A 12,952-nucleotide genomic window follows, 5' to 3' on the forward strand; every position below is an offset into this window, starting at 1 on the left:
TTTGATGCTTATTGTGGTACAATATCCAGGCTTGGTAAGACGTATAAATAAGAGACCGCCAAAGCGGTCCTGGTTTATGCCGTCGGGCAAGAATGGGTATTGTTGTTTTGCCATCAAAAAAAGGTAGCGCAGTGAAGAGATAAGGAATCGAAATGGGTAGTTTGAGAAATCAGTACACATAGGAAGTGAGACGACAGGCAACAAGATGAATTTGCCGGTATGCCATTGTGTCCTTTCCTCCCAAAGGACATTGAGGATAGCTATGTCCGTCCAAATAACCCCAGTTTCGATAGGTGCTGGAGGAACTTATGGTGATTTGTATCCACCCCATGAAGTGCAAATTACAAAATTGCTATCTCATATTTGTATTTGCTCAACTATAAACAAGATGAATGAATAACAGGAGTTGTAAGCCCTGATCGATGAATTTGAGATTATCGCCCTTAAGGGTAGATTTTTGTATGGACAAAGAAAAGGTGATCCTAATCTTTTATGCATTTATAAAAAAATTATATTACCGAACGTTTGGTTTGTTATTAAATTTGTTTATATTTGCATCATAATTTTCAACCCATTTGGGTAAAACATCATTCTTTCACTATTAAATTTTTAAAAAAATGAGTAAAACTGCAATTGTTGTACTTTCAGAACCCAAATCGGGTTCAGAAGAATCGTTGGGTCGTGTTTTTAACGCCTTGGCCGCTGCGTACGATTTTAAAGAAGCTAAAGAGGAAGTAAAAATCCTTTTTCAAGGAGCCGGTACCCGTTGGCCGGAAGTACTCCAAGACACAAAACATCCGGGAAACGCACTATATAAAGCCGTTGAGGATAAAATAGAAGGTGTTTCCTGTGGTTGCGCTGATGTTTTTGGAGCCAACCCTTCAGGCTTGGATTTGGTTAGGGACAATAAAGTGCCTGGAACGACGGGTTTGCCCAGCTTTGTGAAACTTCTAAGCGAAGGATACCGTATTTTAACATTTTAAGCAAACAAGGCCTGTATCCTATAGCACTGGAGCAGGCCTTTTAAAATTAGATGTATGGAAAATGTTTACCATCAGGGAGAGATCCAAATCCAAGAAAAGGTGGGTGAATCGCTAATGGCACAGTCCAATGGAAGGGTCATTTCTAGAAACATCATAAAAGGAGCTGTCAATTTTATAGAAAAGCAGCCAATGGCCATCGTAAGTTCCGTTGATCACTACAATCAGGTATGGGTATCCCTACTCATTGGGGATTACGGGTTTGTCAGTGTGCGAGATGAACAAGAATTGTTGTTTGACAAAACCAAAATTCACAGCGATCCCAAGGATATTTTTTTTAACAATATTACGTCTTCCGGTCCTGTAGCTTCTCTTTTTATTGAACTTGAAACTAGAAGAAGATTCAGGATCAATGGAACAGTAACAAACAATGGCCATTTAATAAAAATGTTAGTTCTGGAAGCCTATCCGAATTGCCCAAAATTTATACAACAAAGGGAAATATCCGTTCCCGAACACTTCAAAAAAACATCACCTTTGAAAATGACCGGCAAAACGCTGCCAGAATCGTTAATGCGTTGGATTATGACATCGGACACCTTATTTGTGGGCAGTCAGAGTGCACACTCCCGCTTAGATGCTTCACACCGTGGCGGGCCAAGCGGCTTTGTGGAGATCTTGGATGACCAGACTCTTAAAATACCGGATTATCCGGGGAACAGCATGTACAATACTTTTGGCAATATTCACCAAAACCCCAATGTAGGCCTACTTTTTATAGATTTTGAAAAGAAAAAAACACTGCAACTCACTGGAGAGGCTGAATTGACATTTAATCGAACCACTCCTCTGGATATGCTTAAAACTTCAGGTACCGGAAGATATTGGACCTTTAAAACAAAACAATGGATACTAGCAGAAAACCACCATGAAGTCGTCTGGAAGTTCTTGAGCCATTCACCCTATAATCCCCCTATATGAATTTTGAAGAATTTATTGTAGATCATATAGCACAGGAAAGCAGTACAATTATTTCTTTATATGTAAAGAAGAAAGTGGGCAATAAGCCTGTATCGTATTTACCCGGTCAATATGTTGCCGTACAGGTGCCCATCGGTGGATCCCTATTGATCCGGAATTATACTTTATCCGACGCTCCTGATAGAGAGCATTATAGACTCACTATCAAAAAAGAACCAAATGGATTGGTTTCTAATTACGTACACAATGAAATAAAAATAGGCAGTACTTTAAAGGTCAGTTCCCCAATGGGAAATTTTTATTTGGCTACCGAAAATGAGGATCCAGTTCTATTCTTGTCGGCAGGTGTTGGTATTACTCCGATGATAAGCATGTTAGAGTACTTGGCACTGCATCAGCCAAGCAGAAAGGTATTTTTTATTCATTCAAGCAGGAGTCAAAATGAACAGCCCATGGCTCAAAGGTTGAAGGAACTTGCCAATAAAATGGTTGGGGTCGAAATGCAAATCCATCACACACAGCCCGCAGATGGTGAAATAAGTGGTGTTGACTACGATGTATGCGGTAGGGTTGAATATCGTCACCTTAAAAAGCGGTTAGCAGGCCTGACCAAACTTGTATGCTATATTTGTGGCCCTATAGACTTTATGAAAGTAATGACAGGAGACCTAATGCAATTAGGTCTTTCAAAGCAACAGGTTAAGCAAGAATTTTTTGTGTTAAACCAAAATGAACAACCACATCCTAAGGAGGAAATCGTTAGACCCTCTACTTTGCACCAAGTGCATTTTGTCAAGTCTGAAAGAAAAATAGTTTGGGATCATTCGAAACAAAACATTTTGGAATTGGCTGAATCTGTAGGTGTCCAAGCCACCAGCAGTTGCCGAATAGGTACCTGCGCAACTTGCGAAACCAATTTGTTGAAAGGAAAAGTCAGCTATAACCCCGAACCGTTTATGGAACCTCAGTTTGGTAAAATATTCATCTGTTGCGCTAAACCGGATACCAATATCGAAATATTACTTTAGATGTGTCTAAATACGAAGGTATTTCAGAAAAAGATACGTGAGCTAGCCGAACAGGCATGCGTAAGTGACAAAAGGCCGGAAGGTTCCCCATTTGTCCCTCAACTAAGTGATCGGATCTGAAGTGTAATCAGTAAAAACCACCGGAAATGTACCATATTAGGCTGAGATTATTTCCTTCAATGTCCAAAATCTAGGACAGAGCCTTTATTGGGAGTTGCCAGAGGCTTGGAGAGCATTATTTGTCTTGGTTCTAAGAAATCCAATACTATTCCCGCAAACATAAATAGCTAAAAACTTGAGAGATGCTTTACACTATATTTGATTTGGTAGTGCGAAAATCTAATCAGAAAGGAAATAAAAAATTTCTTGAAACTGACTATCCCCGAGGCAAGCCATAGGGGTATTTCCGCAGTTTCATTTTGGCCTTTAGACCAAAAACCAAAATTTTGTATTTTACCTCACCCGGAACTGCAAAAAGGCAGTTCCGACCTCTCCAAAGGAGAGGTAAATAGGAAACCCCGACCCTTGGGTCAGGGAATCTTTAGATTGCAATTGTATTAAATAATACCTTTGACGCACATGGTCATATAGTGCCGTTGCTTTATTGAAAAGGTTACGCATTTCAAGCTTATTATGTCCTTAATTTAATAAATTAAAAACGGTAAGAAAGATGAAGAATTTTAATGTTGATATTTTGGCGTTTGGAGCGCATCCCGACGACGTGGAATGTGCCGCAGCTGGGGTAATTTTAAGTACCATTCACAAAGGAGGAACGGTAGTGTTAACAGATCTTACACGGGGTGAAATGGGGAGTTACGGAACAGTAGAATCCCGAAAAGAAGAGGCTTTAAAAGCTGCCAAAATAATGGGTATTTTCAACAGAGAACAGCTAGACCTGTGCGATGGTAAAATCAAAAATAGTATTAAAAATCAGGAAAAAGTGATAGAACTGATTCGAAATTATAGGCCCAAAATCGTGCTGGCGAATGCATTTACCGATAGACATCCCGACCATAGAAAGGCAGCAAAATTGGTGTCTGATGCCTGCTTTCTATCCGGTCTAAAAAGGAACATCACAAAATATAACGGTAAAATTCAGGAACAGTGGAGGCCCTTAGCGGTGTATCATTACATACAAGATTATTTTATTCAACCACATTTCGTAGTCGATATAAGCGATTACTTTACCACGAAAATGGAGGTTGTAAAAGCTTATAACACCCAATTTGTGACTGCAAATGATGCCCATCCCAATGGCACAAATGCGTTGTTGGATCAAATTAAGGCTACAAATCAGATTTTTGGGCGGTCTATAAACAGAAGATTTGCAGAAGGCTTTGTTTCGCAGCGCTATGTTGGCGTCGAGGAAATTACATCGTTAGTTTAATAATTCAATCAGATAAAGAGAAGTCGTAGTATAGGAAAAGCGCACTGTATTACTTCAATTACACCTTTATAGCTAACGCCTTTGTTTGCTGTTGTTTTTTCGATTTACGTAATGATTGCATTTAGGATTGCTTGAGATAAAACGTTTTGATATGTAGTCTGAGGTATGCGATTTGTACCAATTCCCTAAATCATCATCTATTGTAAAAAAAGGATAGGAACTTTACCATTACTTTTAAATTAGTTTAATTGTGAAAGAATGATATGTTTTTAGCGTTTTATAAATGTTAAAATTTAACGAACGTTAGGTAAATAATTTTTATTCACTATTTTTGACAAAAAAAACCCATGAAGTTACTTACTCAGAAAGTTGCTCCCGACTTTAAAGTTGACGATTACCGCGGTTCCAAAGTACATTTAAGTGATTACAAAAATAAAAAAGTGCTTTTAAGCTTTTTTAGAACGGCTTCTTGTCCCTTTTGCAATATGAGGGTACAGGAGTTGATTCATAAGGAACAGCAGTTTAAGGATAGCGGAATTGAAGTGATTGCTTTTTTTAGTTCAAATGCCGATGAAATAAAATCCTATGCAGGTCAACAAAACCCTTGGTTTCCTATGGTAGCCGACCCTGAAAAAAAAATTTACACCTTATATGATGTTGAAGCGTCTAAAAGCGGCATGCTAAAGACCATGCTCAAACCCTTAAAAATGATGAAAATGATGACTAGCGGTTTTTTTAATTTAAAATCAATGAAGGCGGCACCTATTATACCGGCAGATTTTCTACTGAGTCCTGGTTTAAAAATTGAAAAAACATATTATGGTAAGGACTTTGGGGATCATATTGATTTAAAAGATATTTTAAATTAAAATTCTTAATTTTGAACTCTAAACAATAAGCTTGAGACCTCAAAAAGTAGATACAGAAACATTATTAATGGGCGCACTTTCCGTTTTAAAAGAAAAAGGGTTTGATGGTGCCAGTTTAAACGAATTGGCAAAAGCCACCGGACTTCAAAAAGCAAGTTTGTATCATCGTTTCCCCGGTGGCAAAGAAGAAATTGCGCAAAATGTGTTTTGTTTTATTGAAGAATGGATATTGAACAAATTGGTAAAAATTCTCAATGATCCAGCAGTATCTCCTGAAAAAAGATTATCACGCGTTTTAAAAAATATTGATGCCCTCTATCAAGGAGGTAAAGATGTTTGTTTTATTCGTTCACTATCTATGGGTACCGGCAAGCAACTTTTTAGTGATGATATTCAAAAAGTATTACATATATGGATGAAGGGATTCTACGAATTTGGATTAGCGATTGGCTTTGAAAGTGAAAAGGCACAAGAAACCGCCGAAAATTCACTAATGTTAATCCAAGGGAGTTTGGTATTATCCAATGCGCTGGATGAACCCAAGCATTTTAAAAATGCCCTTAAACAGGTAAAAGAAAATTATTTGTTCTAAAAAAATTTGATTTTATAATTATCCGAACATTCGTTTTTTAATTAAAGAATGCAAACACAAACCAACAACATTTTGTTCGTTCATGGAGCCTGGTACGGCACTACATTCTTAAAACTAAACTCATGATACTCTTTAAGGAAATGACCGGCGAATATTTTGAGATTCTAAACATTGATCGCTCAAATAATGAGTTAAGAAACTACATTTCCAATAATAGCCCTCAAAATTTATTAACCATCCTGTGGTTTCTTGACGATGATAGTGCCATCGAAGTCGATGGTGTTAGACATCATATTTTGAAGAATGAACTCCTATTTTTAACAGACCTACATCAGGTAAAAACACTTGAAATAGGATGCTTGCGCATGTTGCGTTTCAATCGCGCATTTTATTGCATCATCGATCATGATCAAGACGCAAGTTGCAAAGGATTGCTGTTTTATGGAGCATCGACCTTACCCAAGATCCAATTATCACAATCACAAATAAATCTTCTAAACCCCATATTTAGTACTATTTCAAAAGAAATTACCATTACCGACCAACATCAATTGCCTATGTTGCAACTTTTATTAAAGCAATTTTTAATTCACAGTACACGGTTTTATAAACAACAAAATATATTGGGAAGTTATAATGTGTCTAACATAGAAACCATTAGAGAATTTAATTATTTGGTAGAACTACATTTCAAAAATTTGCACAGGGTAAAAGACTATGCCCAAATCATGAACAAATCCTCTAAAACGCTGTCCAATTTATTTAGCCAAAATTCCAATAAATCGCCTTTTCAAATTATTGCGGAAAGGAAAATATTAGAAGCAAAGCGATTATTGTGCTATGGTAATTTATCTGTTAAGGAAGTGGGTTACGACCTTGGATACAGCGATATACAATCATTTTCTAGAGCTTTTAAAAATCACGAATTAGTATCGCCAATAACTTTTAAAACAAAATGCATGGGAAATATTGCTAATTATTTAGGAAAAAAAGGTTCTTTAAATTGATGTCAAGCAAAGGATATTTGTCTGGAATTTTAAAATATAAATCAAATGGAAAAAAATGGAATAATTAATTGGAGGAATGCCCTATTGGGTGGTCTAATTGGCACACTCTTTTTTGATGTAATTGGGTACACTGCCACCGGAATCTGGTGGGATATACCTAGTGTGTTGGGTGAGAAAACGGGGCTTGGTATGGTCTATGGTGTTTTGGGACACTATGGAAATGGCTTATTGCTGGCAGTCCTTTATGCCGGGATAGCACCATCGTTGTGGGGACCTGCATGGTTTAGAACGTTTACTTTTGTAACTGTCGAAACAATTGCATTAGTTTGGTTTTTTATGTTTCCGCTTTTAGGTGCCGGAATTGGCGGTATCGGATTAGGACACATAATCCCGTTAGTGTCGTTAATAAGACATTTTGCTTATGGGGTGCCTTTATTTTACTTTGTACATAAATTTTCAAAATAGGCTTTTGATTCATTATAAGCTGCATAGTTTTAGTTTAAAGCGTTTTAGCAGCTTTAATTTTTCACCCTGTAAGTCTGGAGGGCATTAAAGGACGGAAAATAACAGCTGGCCTACAGCCTCCATCTCGCCCTAAAGCAATCCATTTATAACCCAAGATTTGTTACCTTTTGTTTCAATGAGAAGTCACCTAATTTTAATTTTATTTACTCTAGTTTCCTTCATTATGCAATCACAAAACATTGAAATAAAGCACCCCGTTCCACCCTTTACAGAGGAGACGGCCAAACAAAAAATACAAATGGCGGAAGACGCCTGGAACAGCAAAGACCCACAACGTGTGTCAATGGCCTATACGCCTAACAGTGAATGGCGCAACCGCAATCTTTTTATAAACGGACGGGAGGAAATAGTGACCTTCCTTACTCAAAAGTGGGAAAAGGAACGCCATTACAGGCTTAGAAAAGAATACTGGGCGCACAGCGGAAACCGTATTGCTGTAAGGTTTGAATACGAATATCAAGATGCCAGCGACCAATGGTGGCGTGCCTATGGCAATGAAAATTGGGAGTTCGACGAGAATGGGCTAATGGCCAAACGCTTTGCTAGTATTAATGACTTGAAAATTGAGGAAAAAGACAGAAAATTCAGATAAGAGTTGCACTATTTAGAGATAACTTAACCTTTTTATCTCGCTTGTTTGTTTAAATTCCCCTTTCCTTAATACATTGTATTATTTTTGTTAAAGGGGAATTTTTTTTATGAAATATCTCAGTTTTGAAAATAAAAAATACGGTTTTGATTTGGCGATGGACTTGATTCCTTTAAAGAATCCGCCATGCAATTATTTTATTGACGAAATCCATGCTACTAATTTTTTCGAGATTTTTTTGTTTGACGCTGTTCATGAGGGCTTTTTTCAATTTGATGAGCATAAAATTGAAATTTCCCCACATTCCGTTTTTTTTATTTCCCCAAACCAAAGAAAGTTATGTGGCATAAATCCTGATGGATTAAGTGGCTATCATCTTATTTTTCAAAATGAGTTTTTAACCGACTTTTTTCAAGACAAACTATTTGTATATAAGCTCAGGTATTTCCACAACCCTTTTATTCGACCCAACCTCACCTTGCCTGCAGATGAGTTTGCTTTTGTTGAAATTATTTTAACCAAAATCTACTCCGAAGTCGTCAATTTCAGAAAAAACAGTCGCCACATTATTCGCGCTTTGCTCTATTATCTCTTGGTGAAATTGAACGAAGACTTTGAATTTCAATATCAACTTACTTCAGAGGGCTATGGCGAGTCGGTGTTTTTTGAATTTCTGTTTACTTTAGAACGGCACTTAAAACAACAACACGATGTTCAGTTTTATGCTCAAAGTTTACATATAAGTACTTCAAAATTGAACGCTTTGGTAAAAAATCAATTTAAAATGGGGGCAAAAGCCTTTATTCTGCACCGCCTATCTCAGGAAATAAAAATTGAGTTAGCCAATACCGATAAAATCATTAACGAAATAGCCGAAGAATTTCATTTTAGCGAACCTAATAATTTAAGTCGTTTCTTTAAAAAAACATTCGGAATATCACCCGAAAGGTATAGAGCATCCTTAAAAAGTGATAGTATAAAGACCTAAAATGATAGAAAGGTTGGTGCATAAGTTATAGAACTTAGCAAAAAATCTAAAAATGTTATTTATGAAAACTATTCACTTTATTATTCTGTTTTGTACCGGTACTATTTTTTCAACAATACACGGTCAAAACCAAAGCATAACTATTCCTTTCACCGAAAAGCATTGGAAATTTGCAGAAAATGCGGTGCATAGGTTCGAAGTTTTTGAGAATATGGAGACCTTAGTGCTGAACGGAAAGGCATCTGTAAAAAATATCTCAATGGAAAACGGCAGTATTGAAGTAGCTGTTTACGCCACCCAAAAGCGAAGCTTTGCCGGCATTGTTTTTAGAAAACAAGGCGAAACCATGGAAGAGGTTTACATCCGGAACCACAAGAGCGGACAGCCGGATGCCGTTCAATACGCACCAATTTATAATGGAGAGGGTAATTGGCAACTTTACAGGGAGCATCAGGCGCATGTATTTTTTGAAAGAGAAGGCTGGAACCACTTGAAACTGGTTTTTAACCAACAACATGTGGCTGTTTGGCTAAACGACCAAAAAATATTGGAAGTGGATGGCCTTAAAACCGAAAACAATATTGGAGAAATCGGACTTTTTTCACTTTTTGAAAATCGGTTTGCCAACTTTAAATACCAAGAAAATACTACACATACAATTGTTAAGGAAAGAACCAAACCTAATAGCGGTACCTCCTTGATCACCGAATGGAATCTTTCGGAAGCCTATTTATACGCACCGGAACAGGATAAAAATATCGATTTCAACGGATTGGTTTACAAAAGTGTTCCCACTGAACCTTCCGGTTTGTTGCCTATTTCCAAATACCTAATGAAACCCAGTTTCGGCAATTTTGAAGCAAATGAAGAAGTGTATGCTGTTGTAGCTACTAACATCATGGCCGATGTTAAAAAAAGAGTGAAGTTTTCATTTGATTATAGCGACAAAATTGTGGTTTTTTTAAACGGAACCATTGTTTTTGAAGGCAATAATGCCTTTTTATCTAAAGGACCTCAGTTTCAAGGACATTTAGGGATAACCGCCAACACAATTTATTTGGACTTGGATGCGGGCGAAAACACCTTGCATTGCATGGTGATTGACAAAGCCAACGGTTGGGGCATTATAGGAGGTATTGAGGAGCTGAATTGACAGATTTTTTTTATACTAAGGCAACCATTTGATTATTTTTTACTTCAATATAAAAGAATTAAAGGCTTGTGCAACGATTACCGTTGTTGGGCGTTGTTATTTTTCAATTTCAACGACAATCTTTCCCAAATGCTTGCCCTCACCAAAATATTGAATCAACTTAGGGATTTTATCAAAACTGTAGGGGCCATCAACAACAGGTCTAATTTGTCCCTTTTCCACAAGTTTAGAGATCTGGTCCAAACCTTTATTTGGCTTATGAATGAGTACACTCAGCTTTATACCGGAAAAAAATGATAATAGTGATCCTACAAATGCTATTTCTAACAATCTGTACATCGATCCTCCAACTGTTATATAAGTGCCATTTTTTTTGAGGGATCGCGCATATTTAAATACGGATCTGTTTGATTTGGTATCAAGGATAAGGTCATATTTTTCTCCAGTATCGGTAAAGTCCACTTTTTTATAATCCATTACGCTATCAAATCCCAGTGATTTCATCAAATCAAGTTTTTCGTTGGTGTCAACACCGGTCACCTTTACACCATATGATTTTAAGATTTGAATTCCCAAGGTTCCTACACCGCCTCCGGCACCATTGATTAGTACACTCTGACCGGATTTCACCTTTCCCTTCTCCACAAGTCCCTGAAGAGCGAGTAATCCGGCATGTGGCAGGGCCGCGGCATCATTATAACTGATATTAGAAGGTTTTTTGGATGCTATTTTTTCTGGTACGCAAACGTATTCGGCAAACCCGCCACATCCGCATTCCGACAGATCGCAGTAAATCTCATCACCGATTTTGAAGGAACTCACTTTATCACCCACCGATTCGATTTTTCCGGAAACATCTACCCCGAGAATATTTATTTTTGGCTTTTTTAGACCGAAAAACAAACGAATCACAAATGGTTTGCCCCTAACCAGCCCCCAATCCCAATCATTGATGGACGCTGAGTGAATTTTCAGCAGTACTTCCTTGTCATTCGGAACGGGTTTTGCAACTTCCCCAATCTCAAGAACATTCGGCAAACCGTATTCCTTTAATATAGCAGCTTTCATTAGATTATTTTATTTGTATAAAATGACCTACAACTATATTGTAGATAAAATCATTTTTCAATCTTTTAGTTTTTTTATGACGATACAAGCTTGTTTTTGTTACCCCATATGATTTGTCAGTCAAATTAAGTGTTGATTATGAAATATTTTCAAAAGTGCTTTTTCGTGTCAAATTTCATCATATTTAAGCTGTTAAATTTTTGATGTCAATTTATACTGAATCTTGTTTTTGAGTCGTAATAAAGAGTTAGGTGTCTTTTATTCACTAAATTAACATTTTGTCATCTACTACATGAGCTTGGTAACCCTCGCATTCTAAATTAAAACCGTAGAAATTGGTGAGATAAAGGAACGGCTACAGGTCATTGTTTATTTATTCTGTTTACCAAGTCTTTCAATTTTTCGTAGCCATTTCTGCCGGTATCTGTCCTTTGAAAGTCGTATAGGACCTATTGTTGTTACCCGAACAGGGCGTATGCCGCTATACTCCAAGGTCAATTTTTTCATGGCATTAGTACTCGGCGCTTTGTAAACAAACCAATAATACCAAGCAGGTTGGTCAAGTGTGGAAATAATTCTAGCCGATTTGTTTTTAAGTAATTTGTCCCACCAAACAGAATTTTCTCTTTTTTGAAACGCAAATCCCGGAAGAAATACTCTGTCTAAAAAACCTTTCATAATTGCTGGAATAGAACCCCACCAAACAGGATAAATTAGGACAAGGTGTTCCGCCCACTTTATTTTCTTTTGAGCTTCAATAAGGTCCGGTTCTAGTATAGTTCTTTTGCGATAACCAAACTGTAGATTAGGATTAAATTTTAGTTCTCTAATTACAATTTCTTTAACTTCCGCACCTGAGGCAATAGCACCCTTCTTATAGGATTCAGCGAGTCCGAAATTAAAACTTTCGCTATCAGGATGCCCGTTTATTAGTACTATTTTCTTCATTTTTTTTCTCTGTGTAACTCAACTTAGGTCTTGATCGTGCGTAGAAAGCCCAACAGCGGTGGTCTATTTACAATGGTCGGTTTTCTTTTCTTATTATTTTGTTGTCTTCACACCCATTGCAGTAAATACACTATCAACAGCTTCCCAAAGCTCAATCTTGTTACCTTCTGCGTCCATAATGTGAACAAACTTTCCATAATCGAAGGTTTCAATGCTGTCAAGAATTGGTACACCATTGTCTTTTAGTTTGTTTACTAGCCCTTCAATGTTTTGAACTCTATAGTTTACCATAAATTCCTTTTTTGAAGGTGAAAAATATTCGCTACCCGGCTTAAACGGGCTCCATTGTAAATAATTTATTTCGTCTGGTCTGTTGGCATTTCTAAATTCAAAACTTGAACCCCATTGGTTCACTTCAAGTCCCAAATTTTCTGAATACCATTCTTTAGTCTTTTCAGGATTTTCAGAGAAAAAGAAAATCCCACCAATCCCAGTCACTTTCGGTGTTGTGTCTTGTGGTGAAACTGATTCGTCAGATTGCTCGTTCTTTTTTGCCATATTTGTTTATTTTATAATTGTCAAGCGCAAGTTGTTAGTGTTGCTAAAATTGAAATGAAGCTAACATGGATTTTTGATAAAATTATATGATTATACTTCTTTTCATAATTTTCATTAGATTAAATTAATGATTTTCAATTAATCAAATGGCCTAATTTGCAGAGGTATAATCCATTTACGTCTTAAATTTTTATATCAGTTTAGATTACAAAGACTTACTACCATAAAGTGATTGAAAAATGCTGAATAATTCAGACAACATAAGTACTGAGCCATTTC

Annotated in this window: 15 protein-coding genes; 12 read left to right on the plus strand and 3 right to left on the minus strand. The window is 36.9% G+C overall.

Translation table 11 applies throughout. The features are described 5' to 3' along the window. Window positions 1-617: 617 nt before the first annotated feature. From U1E44_RS05015 to U1E44_RS05070, 12 genes are all read left to right on the plus strand, one after another. Window positions 618-983 (plus strand): DsrE family protein, encoded by a 366-nt coding sequence (locus tag U1E44_RS05015; protein ID WP_322929957.1) that lies wholly within the window; start codon window positions 618-620, stop codon window positions 981-983. Between the two features lie 54 nt (window positions 984-1,037). Beyond that, complete coding sequence (locus U1E44_RS05020) at window positions 1,038-1,961, plus strand: pyridoxamine 5'-phosphate oxidase family protein (RefSeq protein WP_322929958.1); 924 nt, start codon at window positions 1,038-1,040, stop codon at window positions 1,959-1,961. Next, window positions 1,958-2,989: an FAD-binding oxidoreductase gene (locus U1E44_RS05025; RefSeq protein WP_322929959.1), complete on the plus strand. Its 1,032-nt coding sequence runs from the start codon at window positions 1,958-1,960 to the stop codon at window positions 2,987-2,989. The genes U1E44_RS05020 and U1E44_RS05025 overlap by 4 nt, the downstream gene beginning before the upstream one ends. A gap of 366 nt (window positions 2,990-3,355) precedes the next feature. Continuing rightward, on the plus strand, window positions 3,356-3,550 hold the full coding sequence (locus U1E44_RS05030) for a hypothetical protein (RefSeq protein WP_322929960.1): 195 nt from the start codon (window positions 3,356-3,358) through the stop codon (window positions 3,548-3,550). Window positions 3,551-3,659: 109 nt separating this feature from the next. Then, a complete protein-coding gene (bshB1, locus tag U1E44_RS05035; protein ID WP_322929961.1) occupies window positions 3,660-4,376 on the plus strand; it encodes a bacillithiol biosynthesis deacetylase BshB1 in 717 nt (238 codons plus the stop codon). Between the two features lie 347 nt (window positions 4,377-4,723). Further along, on the plus strand, window positions 4,724-5,245 hold the full coding sequence (locus U1E44_RS05040) for a peroxiredoxin-like family protein (RefSeq protein WP_322929962.1): 522 nt from the start codon (window positions 4,724-4,726) through the stop codon (window positions 5,243-5,245). A 31-nt stretch (window positions 5,246-5,276) separates the two neighbouring features. Continuing rightward, window positions 5,277-5,837 carry a TetR/AcrR family transcriptional regulator gene (locus U1E44_RS05045; protein ID WP_322929963.1) on the plus strand — a complete coding sequence of 187 codons (561 nt, stop codon included), beginning with the start codon at window positions 5,277-5,279 and terminating at the stop codon, window positions 5,835-5,837. Between the two features lie 122 nt (window positions 5,838-5,959). Then, window positions 5,960-6,844 carry a helix-turn-helix domain-containing protein gene (locus U1E44_RS05050; protein WP_322929964.1) on the plus strand — a complete coding sequence of 295 codons (885 nt, stop codon included), beginning with the start codon at window positions 5,960-5,962 and terminating at the stop codon, window positions 6,842-6,844. Window positions 6,845-6,889: 45 nt separating this feature from the next. Then, window positions 6,890-7,309: a hypothetical protein gene (locus U1E44_RS05055; RefSeq protein ID WP_322929965.1), complete on the plus strand. Its 420-nt coding sequence runs from the start codon at window positions 6,890-6,892 to the stop codon at window positions 7,307-7,309. Between the two features lie 223 nt (window positions 7,310-7,532). After that, window positions 7,533-7,961, plus strand: coding sequence for a nuclear transport factor 2 family protein (locus tag U1E44_RS05060; RefSeq protein WP_322929966.1), 429 nt, complete (start codon window positions 7,533-7,535; stop codon window positions 7,959-7,961). A gap of 106 nt (window positions 7,962-8,067) precedes the next feature. Beyond that, a complete protein-coding gene (locus U1E44_RS05065) occupies window positions 8,068-8,946 on the plus strand; it encodes a helix-turn-helix domain-containing protein (protein ID WP_322929967.1) in 879 nt (292 codons plus the stop codon). A gap of 61 nt (window positions 8,947-9,007) precedes the next feature. Then, the gene (locus U1E44_RS05070; protein WP_322929968.1) at window positions 9,008-10,099 is read left to right on the plus strand and encodes a 3-keto-alpha-glucoside-1,2-lyase-like domain-containing protein; all 1,092 of its coding nucleotides are present in this window, start codon (window positions 9,008-9,010) and stop codon (window positions 10,097-10,099) included. 96 nt (window positions 10,100-10,195) lie between these two features. On the opposite strand, the gene U1E44_RS05075 is transcribed toward U1E44_RS05070, so the two are convergent. The 3 genes from U1E44_RS05075 to U1E44_RS05085 form a co-directional block, all read right to left on the minus strand. Next, complete coding sequence (locus tag U1E44_RS05075) at window positions 10,196-11,167, minus strand: NAD(P)-dependent alcohol dehydrogenase (protein ID WP_322929969.1); 972 nt, start codon at window positions 11,165-11,167, stop codon at window positions 10,196-10,198. Window positions 11,168-11,536: 369 nt separating this feature from the next. After that, window positions 11,537-12,115, minus strand: a complete 579-nt coding sequence (locus U1E44_RS05080) for an NAD(P)H-dependent oxidoreductase (RefSeq protein WP_322929970.1) — start codon at window positions 12,113-12,115, stop codon at window positions 11,537-11,539. Window positions 12,116-12,208: 93 nt separating this feature from the next. After that, window positions 12,209-12,673: a VOC family protein gene (locus U1E44_RS05085; protein ID WP_322929971.1), complete on the minus strand. Its 465-nt coding sequence runs from the start codon at window positions 12,671-12,673 to the stop codon at window positions 12,209-12,211. Window positions 12,674-12,952 lie beyond the last annotated feature (279 nt).

The organism is Aurantibrevibacter litoralis (genome assembly GCF_034651555.1).
GTDB lineage: Bacteria > Bacteroidota > Bacteroidia > Flavobacteriales > Flavobacteriaceae > Aurantibrevibacter > Aurantibrevibacter litoralis.

Bases quoted from the DNA above. Each gene is read 5' to 3' on its own strand.
- U1E44_RS05015 (WP_322929957.1), top strand. From the start codon at position 618: ATGAGTAAAACTGCAATTGTTGTACTTTCAGAACCCAAATCGGGTTCA.
- U1E44_RS05020 (WP_322929958.1), top strand. From the start codon at position 1,038: ATGGAAAATGTTTACCATCAGGGAGAGATCCAAATCCAAGAAAAGGTG.
- U1E44_RS05025 (WP_322929959.1), top strand. From the start codon at position 1,958: ATGAATTTTGAAGAATTTATTGTAGATCATATAGCACAGGAAAGCAGT.
- bshB1 (WP_322929961.1), top strand. From the start codon at position 3,660: ATGAAGAATTTTAATGTTGATATTTTGGCGTTTGGAGCGCATCCCGAC.
- U1E44_RS05040 (WP_322929962.1), top strand. From the start codon at position 4,724: ATGAAGTTACTTACTCAGAAAGTTGCTCCCGACTTTAAAGTTGACGAT.
- U1E44_RS05050 (WP_322929964.1), top strand. From the start codon at position 5,960: ATGATACTCTTTAAGGAAATGACCGGCGAATATTTTGAGATTCTAAAC.
- U1E44_RS05055 (WP_322929965.1), top strand. From the start codon at position 6,890: ATGGAAAAAAATGGAATAATTAATTGGAGGAATGCCCTATTGGGTGGT.
- U1E44_RS05060 (WP_322929966.1), top strand. From the start codon at position 7,533: ATGCAATCACAAAACATTGAAATAAAGCACCCCGTTCCACCCTTTACA.
- U1E44_RS05065 (WP_322929967.1), top strand. From the start codon at position 8,068: ATGAAATATCTCAGTTTTGAAAATAAAAAATACGGTTTTGATTTGGCG.
- U1E44_RS05070 (WP_322929968.1), top strand. From the start codon at position 9,008: ATGAAAACTATTCACTTTATTATTCTGTTTTGTACCGGTACTATTTTT.
- U1E44_RS05075 (WP_322929969.1), bottom strand. From the start codon at position 11,167: ATGAAAGCTGCTATATTAAAGGAATACGGTTTGCCGAATGTTCTTGAG.
- U1E44_RS05080 (WP_322929970.1), bottom strand. From the start codon at position 12,115: ATGAAGAAAATAGTACTAATAAACGGGCATCCTGATAGCGAAAGTTTT.
- U1E44_RS05085 (WP_322929971.1), bottom strand. From the start codon at position 12,673: ATGGCAAAAAAGAACGAGCAATCTGACGAATCAGTTTCACCACAAGAC.